Genomic DNA, 21,591 nt, shown 5'->3' with positions numbered 1-21,591 from the left:
CCGACTTTTCTGGCGAGTATCGATAAAGAGAGTGTATTGACGGAGGGAATTACATACACATGAAAGCAAAATGGTTATTCGTTGTTATGCTAGGAATGATTTTGATGCTTACAGCTTGTGGTGGACCGAAGCCAGATGTATCGGTATTTATGATGGGACCTAATGGGTTTCCGAGTGAAGCGGCAGAGAAATTGGAAGTATCTTTGAAATCCAAGGTAGGCGAAATTCCTACTGTGAAGCTGAATACCTCACCTATTTTTTCATTGGAAAAAATGATTGTTGAACTTGCTGCCGGTGGGAATGGCATCTTCATCTTGGGAGAAGAACAGTTCAAAGGCTTAAGCAATCAAGCGGGATTTGTTTCATTGGATAACATTATCAATCCTAAGGATTATCCAGATGGGGTTATCGAGATCAAAGAAGAAGGTAAGGCTGCGGAGAAGCACTTGTATGGCATTCCACTTAATGGGAATAAATGGATGAAAGAACAAGGCTTTGAAGGTAAAGGATTATTCGCTTTCATTCCTCAGAATGCTCCGAAAATGGACGAGGCTATGAAAGTCATGCAAATTATTGCACAGAAGTAAGGGTTCAACTCTAATCGACAAATAGCGTGAATGTATAATTTAATTTGCAACGATAGGTACTAGTAGGGTTCCAATGGGACCTTAATTAGTTAAGGGGAAGCCGGTTCAAATCCGGCACGGTCCCGCCACTGTAATTCAGTCTTGCGAGAGTCTGGAGAGTCAGGATACCTGCCTATTGTGCTGTTACAACATCCTTCGAGGAAAAGGATCGCGTTAAATCAGGAAGCAGAGTATGATGTGCGCTGCCCAATACCGCGATTTATCGTCTCCTTCGTTCCTAGTGAACAAGGGGATTTTTTATTTTGATGAAGATATCGCACGCTTCGGTGCCAACCACATGGCGTCCTGGCCAAGTGAATGAATAACTGGATTTTCTGCAGCTAAATCAAGAGGTAGATCCATACTAAGTGAAAAGAGGGTTTAAGTGATGAAACAGAGCAATTTCAAAAGAGGGCTTATTCTTACATTAGCGGTTGCGACCGCGATTTCGTTAGCGGCATGTGCGAAGAAGGAAACGGAAATGACAGATCCATCGAAATTAGGTGGTACAGGGACGAAGGCTCCAGTAGCATCGGTAACTCCAGCAACTACGAAGAAAACGACCTATCCTTTGAAAGTCAAAGATGCGACAGGTAAAGAGTTTACATTCGACAAAGCACCAGAGCGAATCGCATCCGTGTCTCCATCAGAGACAGAAACGCTGTTTGCCATTGGACTCGAAGCCAATATTGTCGGAGTGTCGGATTTTGATGATTATCCAGAAAGCGCCAAATCGAAGCCAAAGCTAGGCAGCATTACCAAGCCTAACACGGAGGCTGTCATTGCAACGAATGCGAATGTTGTCTTCACTGGTGTTTCCATGGATGCTGCTACTGTCGAGAACCTACGTAAGGTGAATATTAACGTATTTAAAGTAGATCCCAAAACATTAGATGATGCAATGAACAATATTCTAACATTTGGACAAATTATGGATCATCAAGAGCAGGCCGAAAAAGTCGTTGCCAAAATGAAAGCGGATCGTCAGAAGGTTGTTGATGCCGTGAAAGATGTGAAGCAGGAGAACAAGAAAAAAGTATACATCGAGTTTGCACCAGGTTGGACTGTAGGAAGCGGCGTGTTCATGGATGAACTGATAACCCTATCTGGTGGGATTAACGTGGCTGCCGATAAAGCTGGCTGGTATGAGATCAGTGAAGAGAAGATCATTCAGCAAAATCCGAATGTCATCTTATTCGCCAATGGTATTGTCGATTTTAAAAGTAAAAAACCGTTAGAGGATATTATTCGTACACGCGGAGGCTGGGATGCCATTGATGCGGTAAAAAATAAACGTGTGGTCGGTCTCGACCAGAATTCCGTAAGTCGCCCAGGTCCAAGATTGACGGAGGGGCTGCTGGAAATAGCGAAAGGGATTTATCCTGAATTGGTGAAATAATGAAAAGAAAATTAATGCTAGGGGGAGGAGTGGGAGTTATACTCCTTCTTCTTTCTATTGTGGTGAGTTTATCCATTGGGTCGGCTCAACTCCCTATTACACATATCGTGGGGATACTGGCGAAGCATCTTCCTTGGATAGGCAGTCACATTGAAGTGAACTGGCCGCAATCTTCGGAACAGATCATCAATAAAGTAAGAATTCCTCGCTTGTTACTGGGTATTCTTGTGGGAGCCGTGCTTTCGATAGCTGGCGCTGGGTTTCAAGGCGTTTTGCGCAATCCGCTAGCCGACCCCTACTCTCTTGGCGTATCTTCGGGAGCTTCTGTCGGTGCAGCATTTCTTATTTATTTCGGGTTACAATTCGCCTGGTTCGGGCAATGGTCGATCCCTATTGTAGCATTCGCAACTGGCCTAATTTCCCTATTCTTAGTCTTAAGGCTGGCGCTGATTGATGGGAAGTTGAAAATGGAAACGTTGATACTGTCCGGTGTTGTCATGCAAGCATTTCTAGGTGCGATTGTATCGTTTCTAGTCGCGATATCGAATCAAACGATTAATGAAATTATTTTCTGGCTAATGGGTAGTCTATCGATGCGCGGATGGTCATATACGTATATGATTTTACCTTATCTCGTAATAGGGATCGTGATTCTGTTAAGCTATGCGAGATCGTTAAATCTACTGGTACTAGGAGAGCGTCAAGCTGCGCATCTCGGAGTTCATGTGGAGCGTACGAAACTGATCGTACTGATTGCTTCGACTTTGATCACTGCGGCTGCTGTATCTGTGGCCGGGGTGATTGGCTTTGTTGGACTGATCGTGCCGCACCTTGTACGGCTGTTGGTAGGGCCGGATTATCGGTTAATTATTCCTCTATCGGCAATCGGTGGTGGGATTTATGTGTTATGGGCAGATACGTTGGCTCGAACTCTTCTGAGTCCTACGGAAATTCCTCTCGGAGTGGTTACGGCTTTTCTGGGTGCACCATTCTTTGCCTATCTACTCCATAAAGATAAGAAAACGTTGAGAGGTTGATCACGATGATTGGAGTCGAGGGGCTTTATCAGAGCTTTCGAGAGCAACAAGTACTGAACAATATGAGCTTTGAGGTTGGGCAGGGGGAGTTTTTTGGGATCATTGGTCCCAATGGCAGCGGCAAATCTACCCTGCTTCGACTACTTTCAGGCATGGATCCTGTGATACATGGAAAAGTGTGTGTAAACGGAAACCCGATATCCTCATATACGCGCAAAGAGCTTGCTAAATGGCTCGCGGTTCTTCAGCAAGATGCTTTGCCCCCAGTTGGCTTCACGGTGCGTGAAGTCGTGGAGATGGGACGCTATCCATTCCAGAATTGGCTTGGGGAAGATTCGGCGGAATCAGAGGGGCTGATTGATGCGATTATTACAAAGCTTGAGTTAGACGGACTCGTAGATCGAACGATTGAACGTCTAAGCGGCGGGGAGCGTCAACGTGTTGCACTAGCCAAAGTGATGGCACAGCAACCAAGCTTGCTCATGCTCGATGAGCCGACGACTTTTCTAGATATTGGGTATCAGATACAGATGATGGATTACATTCGTTCCTGGCAGCAGGAGTCGGAATTGACGGTGATTGCGGTTTTGCATGATTTGAATCTGGCAGCGCAGTATTGTACGAGATTGATGATCGTTCATGAAGGACGAGTCGTCACAATTGGAACACCGGCAGAAATTATTACGAGTACACAAATAGCTGACGTATATGGAACAGAGCCAATTGTGCTGAAGCATCCTGTTAGTGAAGTACCGCAGATTTTATTACAACCTGGGAAATAAAGTGGGTTCGGAGGATGGAGATAATGAACGCTCTACAACAGTTAATGGATAGGATTAAACCTGCTAATCAGGAGGCTGCTCGTCAAGCTAATGAACATTTGGACCAATTGACGAAGCCGCAAGGAAGCTTGGGAAAGCTTGAGGATATTGCACGCCAAGTCGCAGGAATTACAGGTGAAGTGATGCCTACTTTTGAAAAGAAAGCGGTCATTGTCATGGCTGGCGACCATGGTGTGTGTGAGGAAGGCATCAGTGCTTTCCCAGCGGCTGTGACACCGCAAATGGTGCTCAATTTCCTGTATGGCGGGGCTGCAGTTAATGTCCTCGCGAGACATGCCGGAGCTGACGTGGTTTGTGTGGATATGGGGGTTAATGCTGATTTGGAGCATCCTAATCTCGTCTCTCGCAAAGTTAGAAAAGGCACGCGCAACATGGCGAAGGAAGCGGCTCTTACCCTGGATGAGACGACCCAAGCGATTCTAGCAGGTAGTGAAATTGTTGATGATTTGGTGGCAAAAGGGTACCGACTTTTCGCAACGGGTGAAATGGGGATTGGCAATACGACGGCGAGTGCAGCGATTGTGTGTGCGTTGACAGGAGTAGACGCTGAACTTGCTGTAGGCCGTGGTACGGGTATTGATGATGCGACTTGGCTGCATAAGCAGTCGGTTGTGAATAGGGCGCTTAGAGTGAATGGGTTGCTCGGACGTGGGTTGGAAGTGAGTGCAAGTGCAAGTGCTGGAGACACCTTAAGCGCTGAGTACGCGCTTGAGGTGATGAGTAAGGTCGGCGGATTGGAGATTGCCGGACTCGTTGGGGTGATTCTGGGCGCAGCAAAGCACCGCTGCCCGGTTGTTGTCGACGGCTTCATCTCGTCGACCGCAGCGCTCGTGGCGAGCCGATTAGCTCCGCTAAGCACGTCCTACATGCTCGCATCGCACTTATCGCAGGAGCAGGGACATAAGAAGGTGCTCGAGTCGGTTGGCCTCGCAGCGATGCTGCAAATGGACATGCGACTGGGCGAAGGCACAGGTGCTGTGCTTGTATTCAATTTGATCGATGCCGCAGGCAAGATCATGAAGGAAATGGCGACCTTCGAAAGCGCAGGCATTTCGAGGGAGTAACAGACAGAGAGACGGAGGCGAACACGATGGCGGTTCTGGTAACGGGCGGGGCGCGCAGCGGCAAGAGCTCCTTCGCAGAGAAGCTGGCGATGCATCGCGGCAAGCGAGGGATTTATATCGCGACCTCCCACATCTACGATGAGGAAATGAGGGAGCGGGTTGGGCTGCACCAGCAGATGAGGGTTCAATCGGGTTTCCCTTGGGAAACCCGAGAGGAGCCGTATGCGCTGAAAGACTGTCTTACGCAGCTTGAAGAAAGCAGCGAGGGTGCAGTGGTGTTAATCGACTGCCTAACACTATGGCTGACGAACTGGCTGCTCTACTATGAGCAGGAGAGCGATGCAGGGCAACTCGTATCCAACCGAATTGACGAGCTTGTGAATGCCGTGTCCTCCTATAGTGGACAACTTATCTTCGTTACGAATGAAGTTGGCGACGGGATTGTGCCAGAATACCCGCTTGGCCGTCAATTCAGAGATTTGGCAGGACGGATGAATCAGCGTGTGGCTGAAGTGTGTCAGCAGGTTTTCCTGGTTACAGTCGGTATTCCGATCGAATTGAAAAGCAGAGCTTATATGTAAAGAATGGATATGTTTGGGTGGTTTGGGCTTCGTGAAGATGGGAGTGCAAGATGCTGGTGATGAGTGTAGTCCGATATTTGTGAATGTCGATTAATGAAAAGGTGCATCGCATGCAAGTTGAAATAAGGTTCTGAAATAACGCTATTTGCTCTATATGCATGTTCTACGAATAAATAGCACTACGAAATAACGCTATTCTGATCAAAATGAGTGAAATTCTCCCATTTAGGTCGGTATAGCGCTGTGTCATAACGCTATTCTTTCGAATTCTCTACCAGACGAGCAAATAAGATGATTTCATAATGTTATTGTTGCGAATGAGGCTCTGTTCCATGGCATGAATCGAAAAGTTGGTGCTAGGATATCACAATAATTTGTTAAGCGACTGTCTCTCATTTCGGACTAATGGGGATAGTTAGAGAAAGTTGGCAGATGAAGGACGGCATAGCTTTGCAATAAAAACGATATCTAAAACGTGGTCGCATATCCTCGAAGGACCTCGAGAGAAGTTACTCTCAAAGACAAGTAAGTACGGAATGGTGAAGCTCTTATGTGGATATATACATGGCAGGAAATCGTCTGGATGACGGTTGCTGCAATAGCATTAGACTGGTTCATTGGTGATCCGAAATGGCCCACGCATCCCGTCATACTCATTGGACGCTGGATCCGCTGGGTTGAAGATAGACTGCATCCTAGAGAATTGGCGACACCGGCTGCCCCAGTAGATCGGCACCCCAAGTGGCTGCGCATGAAGGGTGTCTTGCTGACGTTTTCCACAATCACACTGAGTTTTACTGTGGTGCTGGTGCTCGTACACTTCGCCAATGATATTCATCCTTGGCTAGGGTACGCAGTCTCAACCTGGCTTATCTCCACGACAGTGGCGATCAAAGGACTAAAGGACGCCGCGTATTTGGTTTACAATCCGCTGCGCAAGGGCCATCTCGCGGATGCTCGCAAGTATACCGGCTACATCGTTGGCCGGGATACGGATGCGCTCCACGAGGAGGAGCTCACGCGAGCCGTCGTGGAGACGGTCGCGGAGAACATTGTGGACGCGGTCATCGCGCCTTTGTTCTATGCGCTCATCGGCGGTGCTCCGCTGGCAATGCTCTACCGTGCATCGAATACGCTGGATTCGATGGTTGGGTACCGAAATGACAGATACCGTCATTTCGGTACCGCGTCGGCCCGCTGGGACGACGCCCTGAACTGGATCCCGGCGAGGATCACCGGGATCTTATTGATCCTCGTGGCCCTGGCGAAGCCGGGCCTCTCAGCTCCGCGCGCGGCGGCGGCGATCCGCCGCTTCGCGCATCTACACCCCAGCCCGAACAGCGGGATCCCGGAGTCGGCGGTAGCCGGAGCACTCGGGATCGAGCTTGGCGGGCTGAACGTCTATGGCGGCGCGGCGAGTGAGCGCGCCCGCCTGGGATGGCCGCTGCGTCCGCGAACGCAGCGAGACATTGTGAACGCCGTGAGTATGCTCTACGGCGTCAGTTATGTAGTGATGGGAGGACTCCTGTGCATCGCACTCATACTTTATTAGACTGGCTGCGAGCCTGTTTAGCCGCATTTCAATTCCTAACGCGTCTGCCGATTCCGGTGCAGATTGATTATACCGAGCGTGTGTTTCAACGCAGCTCTATATTTTACCCGTTGGTTGGCTTCGTTATCGGATTGCTTCTCCTGTTAGCAGGAGAAGGGCTCTCTCACGTGCTGCCAACCATGCCTGCAGCCATCCTGCTCTTAGCGATCTGGATTATGCTCACAGGCGGACTGCATTTGGATGGTCTTATGGATACCGCAGATGGAATCCTTAGTCACCGTCCACGCGAGCAAATGCTTGAGATTATGAAGGATAGCCGTGTTGGTGCAATGGGTGTGATCGTGTGTGTTCTACATGTATTGCTAAAATTTTCCTTGCTCTATACCATGCTGGATACCAACCATGCAGGGGGACAAGGAAGTCCGCTGCTCCTATTGATTATCGTGCCGATCTGGAGTCGTTGGTTCATGGTTGCAGCTATACGAATATGGCCTTATGCAAGGCCGACTTCGGGGTTAGGCAGTCTGTTCCGTGGCGTTAACAGCAAGCATGTCTCCGTATCTCTTTTAGTAGCCCTATTAACAACTACGCTTTGTATAGGCAACAACGGAATAACGACCCTACCTAGCTGGGGAATCGTTTTAGGTTTTGCAGCCATCACGACGCTAGTTGGAAGTGGAATTGCCGCTTACATCTCCTCCAAGCTTGGTGGACTTACAGGAGATACATACGGTGCTTTAAATGAGCTGCTGGAGAGTATGCTATTGCTAGCCGTCATCATCTTCCTGGGTAGATAGGGAGGGTTTGTCATCTTTTTAGGAAAGGAATGAGCTTGATGTTAGAGCGTTACGGACACGGAGGGGATCTCTGGTCAGCGGAGGAAGTTTGGAATCGGCCTAAGGAGCTCTTCCTGGACTACAGCTCAAATATGAATCCCCTGGGACCACCAGAGGTAGTTAAGGAAATTCTAGCAGCAAGCTGGCGAGACATCGTCAAATATCCAGATCCTGCTGTGCGTGAGCTACGCCGAAAACTAGCTCAGAAATACGAGATTGATCCTGAGAGTATTTTAGTAGGAAATGGTGCTGCCGAGCTGATCGATTTGATCATCCGTGTAGTACAACCAAGTATGACTGGACTTGCTAGGCCGTCTTTTAGCGAGTACGAGGAAGCGGTTCACAAAACGGGAGGAAGGCTAACCAACATCCCATTAAGCCCTCAGCATCTGTTCGAACTACAATGGCCGGATGTTGAAGCGGTGCTGCCAGATGTCGACTTATTTTTCCTTGGGCATCCTAATAATCCGACAGGCAAGCTCATTCCTCGCAATGTTTTGAACAATTTGGTACAGAGTCAGCGTAAGATAGTGCTAGATGAGGCTTTTATGGACTTTGTTCCCCAAGAATCAGAACATTCGCTGCTGAAGCTTGCATCAACAAGCGCTAATCTAATCGTGATCCGTTCGATGACGAAGTTTTATTCAATTCCAGGTATTCGTTTAGGTTTCATGGTGGCTCACCCTGAGCTGATCCAACGACTGCGTCAGCAGCAGGTACAGTGGAGTGTGAATTACCTCGCACAACAGATGGGGGTTGCCGTGTTAGACGATGACGGTTTTGAGCAGTCTACGAGAGAATGGCTGCGTGTTGAGAAGCCTTGGCTGGTGGAACAGCTGCGACATATGGGCTTGGAAGTTGTTCCGAGTGATGTGAATTTCCTGCTGTTTTCATTCCCGGTCGCAAGCGGAATTACGGTTAAACAGGCTCAACAATATATGGGTCATCAAGGGATTCTGATTCGGGATGCTTCCTTATTCCAAGGACTGAATGAACGATATTGCCGTGTAGCCATACGACTTCGCGAGGACAATGAGCGGTTAGTGCAAGCCCTAAGCCAAATGATGAACGATTTAACGAAGAGCGGAGGTAGAGGTCATGCGTGAATCCCGTTCAGCGGTTCTCATGATTCAAGGCACAGCTTCCGATGTGGGCAAAAGTATTCTTACGGCAGCCTTATGCCGTATTTTCGTAGGGGACGGCTGGCAGACAGCGCCTTTCAAATCGCAGAACATGTCACTCAATTCTTATATCACTTTCGATGGCAAAGAGATCGGTAGGGCGCAAGGCGTGCAAGCAGATGCTTGCCGAATCGTCGCAACGACGGATATGAACCCTATTCTACTGAAGCCTAAGCAAGATATGGTTGCACAAGTTGTTGTCCATGGTAAACCGTATGCAGATTTGGATGCAAGGACGTATAGGGAATCCTATTTGCCACGAGCGGAAGTGATTGTGAAAGATGCTTTAGAACGTCTGCGCAGCGAGTATGACATTGTCGTTCTGGAAGGGGCGGGAAGTCCGGCGGAGGTCAATCTGAAGGATCGCGACATCGTCAATATGCGTCTGGCTGGCTGGGCGGATTCACCGGTGCTGCTCGTTGCTGATATTGATCGTGGCGGTGTTTTTGCTTCGATTGTAGGTACGCTTGAAATCTTGACTCCAGAGGAAAGAGATCGCGTGAGAGGATTCATTATTAATAAATTTCGTGGGGATGTTAGTCTCTTGAAGCCAGGTTTGGATTGGCTGGAAGAGCGGACAGGGAAGCCTGTTCTTGGCGTCATTCCCTACTTGCAGCAGTTGGGTATTGAGGACGAGGATTCGGCATCGCTCGATTCCAAACGTGCCCAAACTAGAAGATCATCGAACAATCAAGGTAAATTAAGTGATCAATTGGACGTTGCTGTCATTCGCTTGCCTCGTCTTTCGAACTTCACGGATTTCGATCCGCTGCAAGAAGAAGCCGATGTTCATTTCCGATATATCGATTCGATATCTGACTGGGGGAAGCCCGACGTTGTTTTGCTTCCAGGGAGTAAGAATACGATGGAAGATTTATTTTACCTGAAGGAAGCAGGATTAGCTGAGAGGCTTATTTCTTATGCTCATGAAGAAAAAGGGTGGATCGTTGGTATCTGTGCGGGTTACCAGATGTTAGGTGTTACACTTTCAGATTCTGGTGGGTACGAATCGTCACATGCTGAGCTTGAAGGCTTAGGGCTCCTTCCGACAGAAACAGTGTTCACACCAGAGAAACGAACGGTAAGAGTACAAGGTGTCAGCACGCTTTACGACACGAATGCTGTTATTGATGGCTATGAAATTCATATGGGTAGGACGCAGTATATCCATGAAATCGTACCACCTTTCCAAATCGCTCCTCACTTAAGCACAGATTCAGGAGAATCTATTGAAACTTCCCTGCATCCAGACGGAGCAGCCTCGCTAGATGGGCGTGTGTGGGGAACGTACATTCATGGCATTTTGCACAATGATGATTTCCGTAGAGTGTGGTTAAATGAGATTCGAATAGATAAGGGTTTATCTCCAATCTTAGAAGGACTTCGCTATAAGGAGCGCCGAGAAGCTGCGTTTGATCGATTAGCTGACCATGTACGAGCTCACTTGGATATGAAGCGAATTTATGAGATGATGGGAGTAACGTATCCTAAGAAACGGGAGGGATTCTAAGATGAAAATATATACGCGTACGGGAGATGCTGGTCAAACTGGTGTAATTGGTGGTCGTGTGGACAAAGATGACGATCGCGTCGAGGCCTATGGCACGACTGATGAGCTGAATAGCTTCCTAGGTCAAGCGATGAGCTTCATGGATCCGCAGAAATACCCGGATTTACTGCCAGATTTGCTGCAGATTCAGCATGAATTGTTTGATTGTGGTGGAGATCTCGCACTACTGAAGCAGGAGTTGCGCCCCTATAAAGTAACGGCAGACATGGTGGATGCACTAGAACCTTTGATTGATAAATACGATGCAGAGACGCCAGATATTACGCGCTTTATTTTGCCTGGAGGCGGGACGGTATCTTCTACATTGCATGTTTGCCGTACGGTGTGCCGTAGAGCTGAACGACTTGTCGTTACTCTTGCACGCACACAGGAAATCAATCCCGAAGTGCGCCGATACTTGAACCGGCTGTCGGACTTTTTCTTCACAATTGCTCGCACAGCGAACTTCCGTGAGGGAATTGCTGATGTAGAATATATACGCAGTGCTGAGGTGTTTAAACGTAAATCATGAACTACTATGAACCATTAGTATACATTGTCCCGTCAGAGGAAGAAGGCTTCATTCTCAAGACGGTGCTGCAAAAAAGATTGATGGTCTCACGGAAATTGTTATCCCGCATCAAGCTTACCGAGCGCGGGATTACGGTGAACGGGGAAAGGCAGTACATCAATATCAAAGTAAAAGCTGGCGACCGTGTTGAAATTCGGATGGAAGAGGAACAATCAGAGGATATACTTCCTCAAGATCTTCCACTGCATATTCTGCACGAAGATGAGCATTTGCTCATTCTAGCTAAGGATGCAGGAATCATCGTCCATCCAACGCATGGTCATTACATGAATACCATTGCGAATGGTGTTGTGTACCATTGGCAGCAAGCAGGGATTACGTGCCGTTTCCGTCCGGTGCATCGATTGGATCAAGAAACTTCGGGGGTCCTGGCAATTGCCAAAACCCCCTATGTTCATCAGCAAATTTCCGAGCAAATGATTCAGCATCTCGTGAAAAAAGAGTACCTCGCATTCGTCTGGGGGACGGTAGTATCGCCATCTGGGACGATTAATGAGCCTATTGATCGTGACCCTGAGCAGCCTCATGTACGCATCGTACGATGCGATGGATACCATGCGGTGACGCATTACGAGGTGGTAAGGCAATTTGATCAGGGAGCACTCGTTCGAATATGGCTGGAAACCGGGCGTACGCATCAAATTCGTGTGCATATGCGCCATTTGGGCCATCCGCTCTTGGGGGATAAGATGTACACCCTGCCTCAGTTCGAGTCGAATGCGGATGAACTTGAAGCCAGCGGTCGGTTACATCGTCAAGCATTGCACGCGTTTAAACTGGCCTTTGTGCATCCAGGGACCAAGGAATGGACCGAATTTAACGCACCCTTACCTGCTGATTTATCTGAACTCCAGCACTGGTTAGCTGATAAAAGGTAAAAAATCCAAAACCAATCCAATTTATGGATGGTTTTTCTTTGCAATTACTTGACTTTCCTTGGCAATTAGCCCAAAATTTTAAGTAGTTCTATTTGATCATCATACGGCATAAAGGAGTTATTACAACGTGGGCGTTAAAGTGTATGGTTACGATAAATGTGGGACATGCCGGAGTACTGTAAAATGGCTGAAAGGACACAACATTGACATTACAGATTCCATTGCTTTATTTGAAACGCCGCCCTCAGCGAAGGAACTGGCGGATTTGCTTCAGCTTAGTGGTTTGGAAATTAAGAAGTTTTTCAATACATCAGGCGAAGTTTACAAAGAGATGAATTTGAAAGACAAACTGCCAAGTATGTCGCAAGAACAAATGCTGGATCTACTTGCCTCGAATGGGCGATTAATTAAACGTCCTATTGTAACGGATGGACATAAAGTGACCGTTGGTTTCAAAGAGGATGTGTTCGAGGACGTTTGGGCGAAGGGGTGATAGGGACGTGGGAGACAATCAGAAACCAACACGCAAGAAGTCACCACTAGCGATTGGCGGATTCATCGCTGTCCTCTTATCACAAGGCAAGCTGCTGCTTGCCGCTTTGAAGTTTGGGAAAGTTGGCGGCGCTGTCATCTCCATGTTCATCACGATCTGGGCTTACGCGTACTTAGCCCCATTGCCATTTGCGATTGGCCTGGTCCTTATGATCCTCATCCATGAGTTAGGACATGTGCTTGCGGCGAAGATGAAGGGGTTGCCCGTTTCAGCACCGGTCTTCATCCCATTCCTCGGTGCATTGATTACGATGAAGAAAAATCCAAGGGATGCAGCAACAGAAGCGTTCATAGGCATTGGGGGTCCTATTTTAGGAACTCTTGGTGGCGTTGCCGCTTTCGGTGTGGGTGTGTATTTGGATTCAGCTGTAATCGTTTCTGTTGCTTACGCTGCATTTTATCTGAATTTGATCAACTTACTTCCTATACATCCCCTTGACGGCGGAAGAATCTCTACAGCCGTAACACGCTGGTTATGGTTAGTTGGTTTAATTGGTGGACTCATTCTCATCGTGTACATCGATAGTTATTTTACTAGTAAAATTATTTTCTTGCTCATCTGGGCGATGTTTGCATGGGATTTGTACAAGAAATATGTGCGATATCGTCATAAAGAAGAGCGCGTAACGGTCGCTACACGATTCGAATTTCCAGCCAATCATTTGTTGCAACAAGAGTATATGATTCCTGGAGAGAGCCATACACGTGATTTGGATTACATCACCTATTCAGAATTGCAAGGACCGGGTGCGGGCCGGCAAACCATTCATATGTCTTGGCCAGCGATTGGATTTGAAGGGCACGCCTATTTGCCTGTGCAAGCGATTGTGAAGAGAGTGCAATTGGTGAAAGCAGAACGCATGAATAAAGAGGACGGCTTACACCTGGGTCTTCAGGTTCAAGTGGAATATTCCCCGCTAGGCATGCAAGAAAGCTATTACGAAGTTCCCGTTAAGACTCGCTGGAAGTTTGGGATCTCGTACCTGGTATTAATCTTATTTTTACTCTATATGATAAAACTCGTCCATCAGGTTGGTATCATTTCCTAACAACACATTTCACACAATGAGGAAGCTATTCATGACATTTAAAGGATCCAAACGGCTGCAACAGTTAGGCTCGGCTATTTTTTCGGAAGTAGCGGAATGGAAGAGAGAGGTTATGAACCAAGGGGTAGACGTCATAGATTTAGGTATAGGAAGTCCTGACCTGCCCCCCTCTAATCGAATTTTGGAAGCTATGGCGGAGGCTGTTCGCAATCCTGCACATTACGGATACCCAACATCGGAAGGTAGTTTGGCCTTTCGGGAAGCGGTAGCCAAATGGTATGATTATCGATTCGGTGTCCAGCTCAACGCTGAAACAGAAATTTTAACGTTAATGGGCTCACAAGATGGGCTTGCTCACTTAGCGCTTTCTCTCTGTGATCCTGGGGATATCGCCATTGTCCCTGATCCAGGTTATCCTATATATTCGGCAAGTCTTGTCTTGGCAGGCGTTGAACCTTATTTACTTCCGCTGCGCGCAGCAAATCATTTTTTACCCCAACTAGAGGACATTCCAGATGACGTGGCTGCTAAGGCGAAATTCATCTTGCTTAACTATCCGAGCAATCCGTTGTCTGCTGTTGCAGATCGTGCCTTCTTTGAGTATTTGATCTCGTATGCGAAGAAGCACGATTTGCTTGTAGTACATGATCTTGCCTATTCCGAAATGGCTTTTGATGGTTATAAGCCCATAAGTATTTTGGAGATTGAAGGTGCTAAGGAGGTTGCTATTGAATTCCATTCTTTATCCAAAAGCTTCAATATGGCAGGCTGTCGTATCGCATTTCTAACTGGTCATGGAGATGCAGTCAGGGCGCTCAAGACGCTGAAATCAAATATTGATTATGGTGTATTCGGAGCTATACAAGCAGCAGGCATTGCAGCATTAGAAGAAGATATGGAAAGCGATCATTCTGTCTCAAGTAGGTATGAGAAAAGGCGAAATTCATTTATTTCGGCATTAAATGATGCGGGGTGGATCATTCCACCACCGAAAGCAACCATGTTTATTTGGGCGGAGATACCGAAAGGCTGGACATCTCGACAAATTTCCCGGGAAATGTTGTTTCAGACAGGGGTTGTTGTTATTCCCGGCGATGCATTTGGTGCTGAAGGTGAAGGATTTGTTCGTATTGCTTTAGTGCAAGAAGAAGCTCGATTACTTGAGGCAGCAAGGCGATTAGGAGATTGGCTTCGGACCTTAGAATGAAAGTTAGAGATTTTGGTAAAAATAGGAGAATGAGAGACATATTCAGGTATAAGATTAAGAAAATTTATACGTTGAAAGGGGTAAGTATATGGATGCCATTTCTTCACTATCGGAACTGTTAGCTGAGCAGAAGCCGTCATCGTACGTAGAGATTCCCGGAATTTTAGGACAGACGTTCGGTCAAGCGACTATCGCTGCTACATTACCTATTAGCAAATTATTTTCTATTTTTGAGGTGGATTTAGAAGTACAACGTGCGATTATTCCGCGGAACCTCTCGAAGTTAATTGACTATGTGAATTTATATTTAGAAGATCGCCAGCCGATCTATTTCCCAGGCATCATTTTCTCAGCACGAGGCGCAGGACATTATGATGAGGAAAACCAAGCACTACGACTGCAACCCATTGAAAAATTGTATGTCGTTGATGGTCAGCATCGCTTGGCTGCTTTCCAACGGATTATGGAAACGCTGCAAAGTCAAATGGCGCGAGCCAAAGATCGCCGCGAATATGACAAAATGGATGAGATTACAGAAAAGCTGCGCCGTCTATACGCCTTCCCAATCTCCACAATGACCTATCTGGATATCAACGCACGCCAAGAACGTCAATTGTTCTCTGATATTAACAAGCTTCCTCGTAAGCTAGGCGGCAACTTGGCTGTCCTTCGTGATCAACGCCGGTTCTACCATGTGGCAGCTACAGAACTAGCAGCGAAAGCACCTGCTATGCAGAAGCTAACTGTTGATATGTTCTCAGAACGCGGCAAATCACCGGAGTATTTGTTCTCCTACCACTTATTGATTGAGATCCTAGTAGGATTGTTTGAAGGGCGCATGAAATCTGCTGCTCGTAATAACAACTATCAATATGCCGATAAAGATTTGCAGGAGCTTATTTCGCTAGCAGGCGGCTATTTCAATGGATTATTGACACACCTGCCATCACCGACCAAAGGTGAAATCGTATGGTCTGAGAATATCCAAATTGCGTTAGCCCTCTTCATGCATGAAGAAGCAACGAAAACAGGCAGCTTTAACCGCTATGCACTTGAACATGCCCTGAAAATATTGCCGCATGTCAACTGGAATAGCATTTATGCTGGAGAAGAGAAAGATCGTCTGCCAAGACGCACACGTATCATGAAAGCTTACAATCACATTAAGAGCTTCTACCAAGATCAGAACGCATTCTTAATCAGTGATGCAGATGACTATAAAGCTAGTTTTGCGAATAAGGAGGACGTGAGCTAATGGAAGGATTACGCCTGAAAATGACTATCCATCCTTTCTGCGAAAGGTTCGGTCTCGCGACTGTAGCTTTGCGCGTTCAGGATCTGCTGAACTATACGATGATCGATCCCATGGTTCAACGGAAGCTGAGTAATATGCAGCGCCGGAAGATTTCGACTTATTTGCAAGAACGCGAATTGGACCATGTGTTCTTCGGACCAGTAACCTTATCGCTTCGCGAGGTGAACCAACTTTCTAAGGGAGCGAAGGAATTCCTTCTACGTCATGGATCGAAACTGTCGATTCTTGATGGGCAGCATCGGATTCTAGCACTTGGTTACGTGAATGATCAGATGCAGAAAGAAGTTCGACGCTTTGAGAAGAAGCTGGCTCTGCTGAAGATTAAACAACGGAAGTTTAGTGATGATGCGGAGATTAAGCAAGAGGTTGAAGAAACGGAAGGTACGATTAATCAACTTGAAGGTAGACGGTTGGACCTGATGGAAACACAGCTTGCCGTGCAGATTTATATTGGCCTAACAGAGGAAGAAGAGCAACAGTTATTTGGCGACATCAACTCCAAAGTGCAGTTGGTTAGTAAAGAACTCGGCCATTCCTTTGATTCCATTGATCCGCTTAATCTGGTTATTCAACAAGTCGTGGATCACAATGTGTATCTGAAGGCAGCGGGTGTGGAGAGACGCAGCAACTTGACCTCTTTTAACCGTAACTTTACTTGTTTCAGCTGGTTGTATGCAACGGCGACGATGCTCTTCTCAGGTAGAATGCAGCCGTCCTATGAACTACAACGTAAAATTCGACATGACCCATCGACGTATGTGGAAATTCTGCATCAATTCTTTAATACGATTCTACCGATGATGCCAGAGCAGCCAGGATTGGCCCAATATACATCCGCGAATCGTGTGATTCAGGAAAGTATTGCGCTGTATGCGAATCGTTTCTTATTCCCTAATGGCGAATATAACGATGAGTGGACACAGTCCTTACAATTGCTAGAAGGCTTCGATTGGTCCCATGACAATGAAGAGTTAATCTATGTATTTGGCTCATTGGATAATGGTAAAATCAACCTCATCCATGAGAAATCGTTGAAAAAACATGCCAAACTTGTGCAATTCTTCTTAGAGGGCACGGATTCCGCAAACGACTCCGAAGAAGTATCCTCTGCCTAGTTGTAAACCCAATAACCCTTTCTATTTCAATGAGAATTGAGATAGAAGGGGTTATTTTTATTATGCGCTAGATCACTATTCTCAAAAAATACGCACTCTAGTATTCATTTGTCTATACCAAAAATAAAGAGCATGCATAAGATATCATATAAAGTTTGAAGGGAGGAAAACACAATGAGTTGCTCCGTATATGCTACTTTGGCTCATGTTGGACTTGGAACAGTTATCACTATTCATGCAGGTACTACACCCAATCATACAGGTAGATTTCTAGGTATCCAAAATGGTAATGTTGTTATCGCGAATAACGCTGGTACTGTCTTCTATTTCCCAGTTGATAAAATTGCTGTCGTTCATATTCCTTAATAATCGTACTCAACTGAAAGAATTTCAAATAGCAAGAGAGCGGACGAGCTCTCTTGCTTTCTTCCTTTTCATATCAATAGCCATGACGACAAATAGAGTAGGATACTGTTTCGAGTCTCCTATCTTTGTCCATACTAGCTAATGAAAGCGACTCCACAGAGCAGGGGGCTATGAATGATGTTAGCCGTTCATCAACGTATGGCGGAACTATGGACACTACGCAGAGCCAGAGAGCTAACTCGAGGCGAACAAGAAGAATTAATGCTATGCATGGAAGCGAATGCGACGTATGTATGGAATCGATTAAAACTAGAAAACTTGTCACTCTGCGCCTCCCAGACAGGGGATTACGAGTGGTTGCATGACATTTGTGAACGTATCGAAAAGATTGAACCTAAGCACTGACTATTGTCGGTGCTTTTTTCCTTTTCTGTATGAGTGTGGAGGGGTATAATAAGGATAGTTCAAAGCTAAGGAGATGCCCGCATGGTCAGCTGGTTCAAGCAACGGGGAGTAGCTCCCTATACATTTTATCTTCTAGGATTCATACTTCTGATTGCCTTCCTACTTAGACTAGTTTTGGCCCCCATTTGGGTAGGCTATGATACGGATGTACGAACATTCATGGCGTGGGCGGATCGCGCTTATACGGTAGGATTAAAGGACTTATATACGAATGCCAAAGATTATTTTCTAGATTACCCACCTGGTTACATGTATGTCCTATACGTTGTGGGCTTTGTCCATCATAAGCTATCTATTCCTTGGGAAAGTGGCAGTTCCTTACTCATCCTGAAGCTGCCTGCCATCCTTGCCGATCTTGGTACGGTTTATCTATTATTCCGGCTAGCGTTCAGCAAGCACGAAGGGGCACGTACCTGGAAGGCGGCACTCTCAATTGCTGCCCTATTTGCCTTCAACCCAGCCATTTGGGCGAATTCCGCAGTATGGGGACAGGTTGATTCTTTCTTTATGTTGTTTATTGTAGCGACATTGTTAATGCAGATGAAGGGCAAACTGCCACAAGCTGCGTTCTTTATTGCACTTGCGCTTTTACTTAAGCCACAGGCGCTGCTGTTTGGCATCTTCTTATTAATTGATGTGATACGAGCACGCAATGTGATGGTCTGGCTGTTAAGCGTATTGACAGGCATAGCTACGATGGTCGTACTCGCATTTCCTTTTGCAGTGGGCAGAGGCTATGGTTGGATGTTCGAATTGTATACGGGTACGTTAGCTTCTTATCCCTATGCGTCACTCAACGCCTTTAATCTGTTCGCGCTTCTTGGCGGTAACTTCATCGATATCAATAGTGGATTCTGGCATATGTCTTATAAATGGATGGGACTTGTCTTCATGGTTCTGTCGATCCTATATGTTTGTCTACTGTATTGGCTCGGAAAGAAACGTCGCGGTGCCGTCTTATACATATCGTTCTTGTTTATCACGGCTATGTTTATGTGTATGACCAAAATGCATGAGCGCTACTTGCACTATGGCTTACTGTTAGCTTTAAAAAGTTTTATTTACTTGAAAGATCGCAGAATCCTATGGCTATTTATCGGTTTCAGTATCACGCATTTTATCAATATTGGGGATGTGCTCTTGCGGAGTTTTCATCAGGACTACCACATTCCGCGGTATAATCCTTTGATGCTGACGGTTTCGGCAATCAATGTTATGATGTTTGTCTATGCTTGTATATTGGGATGGAGGCTTTTCGTGAAATGGGATGGGAATGAAACTGTGAGGGAGACAACGCCTCCAGTTAACGACAAGGTCGAGAATCTTCCTCTGGAAGAAGTTGACCTGCAAGAGAAAACAACGAATCTAAGAGAAACTTCACCGTGGAAGGCGATTTTCCATAGGGCAGAGGATCATATAGAAAGAGGGAAGCGCGGCCGCTTTTTCTCACGTAAAGATGCCATGTATTTAGGCGCTCTTATGCTTGTTTATGTGATCATTGCGCTGTTCCATTTGGGGGGACATAAGGCTCCGACGACTTTTTGGCAGCCAACACAAGCAGGGGAAACGGTCATTGCAGATCTCGGCGGCCCGCATCAGATTACTCGCATTAATAGCTTTGCAGGCGTTGGAGAAGGTGCTTATTCCTACTGGTTTTCTAATGATGGTGAACAGTGGCAGGATGCCATGCCAGTTAAATCTGACCATACGAAGGTGTTCACTTGGCATACGGTAGAAGCTAACAAAGTGGCGCGATATGTGAAGATTGTGATCGATACACAAGAAAGTGCGAAGCTGCATCTTCATGAAATTGGGATTTTCGGAGATGGAGGGACGATACCACTACCAATTGCTAATGTGAGAGAGATCGATGTCAACGCCTCTGACCAGGGGGAAACCGCCCATTTATTTGATGAGGCAAGCGTTGTTCCTTATACACCTACCTATATGAATGGTACGTATTTCGATGAGATTTATCATGCAAGAACGGCTTATGAGCATCTCCACAAGATTGAGCCATATGAAAGTACGCATCCGCCGCTGGGCAAAATATTCATTTCCATCGGTATTTACTTGTTCGGATTAAATCCATTCGGCTGGCGTATTATCGGCACGCTATTCGGTGTAGGCATGATTCCGATTATGTATGTGTTCGCGAAGCGAATGTTTGGCCGTTCTGAATATGCCCTTATTGCTGCCTTTTTACTCAGCTTTGATTTCATGCATTTTGCTCAGACAAGAATTTCCACGATTGATGTATACGGCGTGTTTTTCATTATGCTCATGTTCTATTTCATGTATCGGTATACCACGTTGAGCTTTTACCGTGACAAGCTGTGGGCGACATTAATCCCACTAGGACTTTCGGGTCTTTTCTTCGGAATCGGCGCGGCTTCCAAGTGGATCGTTATATACGGTGGTGCTGGCTTGGCTGTCCTATTATTCATTTCGCTATGGGAGCGGTACCGAGAGTACCAATTTGCGAAGCGTATAAGGAGGGAGAACAGTCGTGATGAAGGGGAAGAGGGTAATGCCGGTTACGATGACCTTCTCTCTGTAGAGGAATCTACGAAGCTTCAGCATGTCCAAAAAGTTTTCGTACGAAACACTCTCCTTACGATTCTCTGGTGCGTGCTCATGTTTGTTATCGTGCCGGTAGGCATCTACACGTTATCCTATATTCCTTTCATGATGGTTCCAGGTCCTGGACATCAGTTGAAAGATGTTGTGACGTATCAGGTACATATGTACAAATACCATAAGGATCTCGTCGCGACACATCCGTTCTCCTCCCCATGGTGGGAATGGCCGATGATGATACGCCCGATCTGGTATTATCAAGCGAAGTTGATGCCTCAGGGCATGCTTTCGAGTATCGTCTCATTCGGTAACCCATTGGTATGGTGGCCAGGCTTTCTAGCCGTATTAATGTCTTTCTATCTCGCGTTCAAACGCAAAGATAAATTGCTTCGTGTGCTGCTAATTGCTTACTGTTCACAATACCTGCCGTGGATGTTAGTGCCACGACTCACGTTTATTTATCACTATTTTGCTATGGTACCATTCCTAGTGCTGATTCTGACCTACTACATCAAGGACTATTTGGAGCAGGGACAACTGAAACTGCAACGGAGAAGATGGGTCTATGGCTACTTAGCTGCCGTTTTCGTGTTATTCGCATTGTTCTATCCGATTCTATCGGGGATGATCATACCCGCGAAATATTCGTTCTTCTTACGATGGTTGCCGGGTTGGAATTTCTTTTAAAGGGACGGATTGACGTCGCTTAGAAGGCATGGTAATATAATTCCAAGTGAATTACTATGAATTGGAAGAAGTCGACCAAACAGCAGGAGACTCCCACTATGTACCCGAATACATGGAG

At 46.4% G+C, this 21,591-nt stretch carries 20 protein-coding genes and 1 riboswitch; all 20 genes read left to right on the top strand.

The window, feature by feature from the left end; genetic code table 11:
• The first annotated feature begins 59 nt into the window (after positions 1–59).
• The 20 genes from A8708_RS18645 to A8708_RS18550 all read left to right on the top strand — a co-directional run bounded on the left by A8708_RS18645 (position 60) and on the right by A8708_RS18550 (position 21,473).
• On the top strand, positions 60–587 hold the full coding sequence (locus tag A8708_RS18645; RefSeq protein ID WP_068666143.1) for a hypothetical protein: 528 nt from the start codon (positions 60–62) through the stop codon (positions 585–587).
• A 37-nt stretch (positions 588–624) separates the two neighbouring features.
• Positions 625–777, top strand: a riboswitch (cobalamin riboswitch).
• A gap of 237 nt (positions 778–1,014) precedes the next feature.
• Positions 1,015–2,025 (top strand): ABC transporter substrate-binding protein, encoded by a 1,011-nt coding sequence (locus A8708_RS18640; RefSeq protein WP_068666141.1) that lies wholly within the window; start codon positions 1,015–1,017, stop codon positions 2,023–2,025.
• Positions 2,025–3,062, top strand: a complete 1,038-nt coding sequence (locus A8708_RS18635) for a FecCD family ABC transporter permease (protein WP_068666139.1) — start codon at positions 2,025–2,027, stop codon at positions 3,060–3,062. Before A8708_RS18640 ends, A8708_RS18635 begins: the two co-directional genes overlap by 1 nt.
• A 5-nt stretch (positions 3,063–3,067) precedes the next feature.
• On the top strand, positions 3,068–3,844 hold the full coding sequence (locus A8708_RS18630) for an ABC transporter ATP-binding protein (protein WP_068666137.1): 777 nt from the start codon (positions 3,068–3,070) through the stop codon (positions 3,842–3,844).
• Positions 3,845–3,867: 23 nt separating this feature from the next.
• A complete protein-coding gene (gene cobT / locus A8708_RS18625; RefSeq protein WP_068666135.1) occupies positions 3,868–4,968 on the top strand; it encodes a nicotinate-nucleotide--dimethylbenzimidazole phosphoribosyltransferase in 1,101 nt (366 codons plus the stop codon).
• A gap of 26 nt (positions 4,969–4,994) precedes the next feature.
• A complete protein-coding gene (gene cobU, locus A8708_RS18620) occupies positions 4,995–5,549 on the top strand; it encodes a bifunctional adenosylcobinamide kinase/adenosylcobinamide-phosphate guanylyltransferase (RefSeq protein WP_068666133.1) in 555 nt (184 codons plus the stop codon).
• A 550-nt stretch (positions 5,550–6,099) separates the two neighbouring features.
• Complete coding sequence (gene cbiB, locus A8708_RS18615) at positions 6,100–7,101, top strand: adenosylcobinamide-phosphate synthase CbiB (protein WP_068666131.1); 1,002 nt, start codon at positions 6,100–6,102, stop codon at positions 7,099–7,101.
• On the top strand, positions 7,077–7,898 hold the full coding sequence (gene cobS, locus A8708_RS18610) for an adenosylcobinamide-GDP ribazoletransferase (RefSeq protein ID WP_068666129.1): 822 nt from the start codon (positions 7,077–7,079) through the stop codon (positions 7,896–7,898). The genes cbiB and cobS overlap by 25 nt, the downstream gene beginning before the upstream one ends.
• A 29-nt stretch (positions 7,899–7,927) precedes the next feature.
• Positions 7,928–9,043 carry a threonine-phosphate decarboxylase CobD gene (gene cobD, locus A8708_RS36535; protein ID WP_239696770.1) on the top strand — a complete coding sequence of 372 codons (1,116 nt, stop codon included), beginning with the start codon at positions 7,928–7,930 and terminating at the stop codon, positions 9,041–9,043.
• Positions 9,036–10,628, top strand: coding sequence for a cobyric acid synthase (locus tag A8708_RS36530; RefSeq protein WP_068666125.1), 1,593 nt, complete (start codon positions 9,036–9,038; stop codon positions 10,626–10,628). Before cobD ends, A8708_RS36530 begins: the two co-directional genes overlap by 8 nt.
• Before the next feature lies 1 nt (position 10,629).
• Complete coding sequence (locus A8708_RS18595; RefSeq protein WP_068666123.1) at positions 10,630–11,199, top strand: cob(I)yrinic acid a,c-diamide adenosyltransferase; 570 nt, start codon at positions 10,630–10,632, stop codon at positions 11,197–11,199.
• Positions 11,196–12,137 carry an RluA family pseudouridine synthase gene (locus A8708_RS18590; protein WP_068666121.1) on the top strand — a complete coding sequence of 314 codons (942 nt, stop codon included), beginning with the start codon at positions 11,196–11,198 and terminating at the stop codon, positions 12,135–12,137. Before A8708_RS18595 ends, A8708_RS18590 begins: the two co-directional genes overlap by 4 nt.
• A gap of 127 nt (positions 12,138–12,264) precedes the next feature.
• The gene (locus A8708_RS18585) at positions 12,265–12,630 is read left to right on the top strand and encodes an arsenate reductase family protein (RefSeq protein WP_068666119.1); all 366 of its coding nucleotides are present in this window, start codon (positions 12,265–12,267) and stop codon (positions 12,628–12,630) included.
• 7 nt (positions 12,631–12,637) lie between these two features.
• Positions 12,638–13,738 (top strand): site-2 protease family protein, encoded by a 1,101-nt coding sequence (locus tag A8708_RS18580; protein ID WP_157264881.1) that lies wholly within the window; start codon positions 12,638–12,640, stop codon positions 13,736–13,738.
• Between the two features lie 31 nt (positions 13,739–13,769).
• Complete coding sequence (locus A8708_RS18575) at positions 13,770–14,945, top strand: aminotransferase class I/II-fold pyridoxal phosphate-dependent enzyme (protein WP_068666115.1); 1,176 nt, start codon at positions 13,770–13,772, stop codon at positions 14,943–14,945.
• 88 nt (positions 14,946–15,033) lie between these two features.
• Positions 15,034–16,200, top strand: a complete 1,167-nt coding sequence (locus A8708_RS18570) for a DNA sulfur modification protein DndB (protein ID WP_068666113.1) — start codon at positions 15,034–15,036, stop codon at positions 16,198–16,200.
• Entirely contained in the window at positions 16,200–17,375 is a 1,176-nt protein-coding gene (locus tag A8708_RS18565) for a DNA sulfur modification protein DndB (protein ID WP_068666111.1), read from the top strand. Before A8708_RS18570 ends, A8708_RS18565 begins: the two co-directional genes overlap by 1 nt.
• Before the next feature lie 174 nt (positions 17,376–17,549).
• Positions 17,550–17,741, top strand: coding sequence for a hypothetical protein (locus A8708_RS18560; RefSeq protein WP_068666109.1), 192 nt, complete (start codon positions 17,550–17,552; stop codon positions 17,739–17,741).
• 177 nt (positions 17,742–17,918) lie between these two features.
• The gene (locus A8708_RS18555; protein WP_068666689.1) at positions 17,919–18,146 is read left to right on the top strand and encodes a DUF7667 family protein; all 228 of its coding nucleotides are present in this window, start codon (positions 17,919–17,921) and stop codon (positions 18,144–18,146) included.
• Positions 18,147–18,227: 81 nt separating this feature from the next.
• On the top strand, positions 18,228–21,473 hold the full coding sequence (locus A8708_RS18550) for a glycosyltransferase family 39 protein (protein ID WP_082927621.1): 3,246 nt from the start codon (positions 18,228–18,230) through the stop codon (positions 21,471–21,473).
• The last annotated feature ends 118 nt before the right edge of the window (positions 21,474–21,591 follow it).

It is taken from the genome of Paenibacillus oryzisoli, assembly GCF_001653565.1.
Taxonomy (GTDB): Bacteria; Bacillota; Bacilli; order Paenibacillales; family NBRC-103111; genus Paenibacillus_E; species Paenibacillus_E oryzisoli.
Note: the sequence above shows the minus strand (reverse complement) of the source record. Positions and strands in the feature narration are given on the sequence as shown.

Coding starts and splice junctions, on each gene's coding strand:
- A8708_RS18645 (WP_068666143.1), top strand. CDS start 60: ATGAAAGCAAAATGGTTATTCGTTGTTATGCTAGGAATGATTTTGATG.
- A8708_RS18640 (WP_068666141.1), top strand. CDS start 1,015: ATGAAACAGAGCAATTTCAAAAGAGGGCTTATTCTTACATTAGCGGTT.
- A8708_RS18635 (WP_068666139.1), top strand. CDS start 2,025: ATGAAAAGAAAATTAATGCTAGGGGGAGGAGTGGGAGTTATACTCCTT.
- A8708_RS18630 (WP_068666137.1), top strand. CDS start 3,068: ATGATTGGAGTCGAGGGGCTTTATCAGAGCTTTCGAGAGCAACAAGTA.
- cobT (WP_068666135.1), top strand. CDS start 3,868: ATGAACGCTCTACAACAGTTAATGGATAGGATTAAACCTGCTAATCAG.
- cobU (WP_068666133.1), top strand. CDS start 4,995: ATGGCGGTTCTGGTAACGGGCGGGGCGCGCAGCGGCAAGAGCTCCTTC.
- cbiB (WP_068666131.1), top strand. CDS start 6,100: ATGTGGATATATACATGGCAGGAAATCGTCTGGATGACGGTTGCTGCA.
- cobD (WP_239696770.1), top strand. CDS start 7,928: ATGAGCTTGATGTTAGAGCGTTACGGACACGGAGGGGATCTCTGGTCA.
- A8708_RS36530 (WP_068666125.1), top strand. CDS start 9,036: ATGCGTGAATCCCGTTCAGCGGTTCTCATGATTCAAGGCACAGCTTCC.
- A8708_RS18595 (WP_068666123.1), top strand. CDS start 10,630: ATGAAAATATATACGCGTACGGGAGATGCTGGTCAAACTGGTGTAATT.
- A8708_RS18590 (WP_068666121.1), top strand. CDS start 11,196: ATGAACTACTATGAACCATTAGTATACATTGTCCCGTCAGAGGAAGAA.
- A8708_RS18575 (WP_068666115.1), top strand. CDS start 13,770: ATGACATTTAAAGGATCCAAACGGCTGCAACAGTTAGGCTCGGCTATT.
- A8708_RS18570 (WP_068666113.1), top strand. CDS start 15,034: ATGGATGCCATTTCTTCACTATCGGAACTGTTAGCTGAGCAGAAGCCG.
- A8708_RS18565 (WP_068666111.1), top strand. CDS start 16,200: ATGGAAGGATTACGCCTGAAAATGACTATCCATCCTTTCTGCGAAAGG.
- A8708_RS18560 (WP_068666109.1), top strand. CDS start 17,550: ATGAGTTGCTCCGTATATGCTACTTTGGCTCATGTTGGACTTGGAACA.
- A8708_RS18555 (WP_068666689.1), top strand. CDS start 17,919: ATGTTAGCCGTTCATCAACGTATGGCGGAACTATGGACACTACGCAGA.
- A8708_RS18550 (WP_082927621.1), top strand. CDS start 18,228: ATGGTCAGCTGGTTCAAGCAACGGGGAGTAGCTCCCTATACATTTTAT.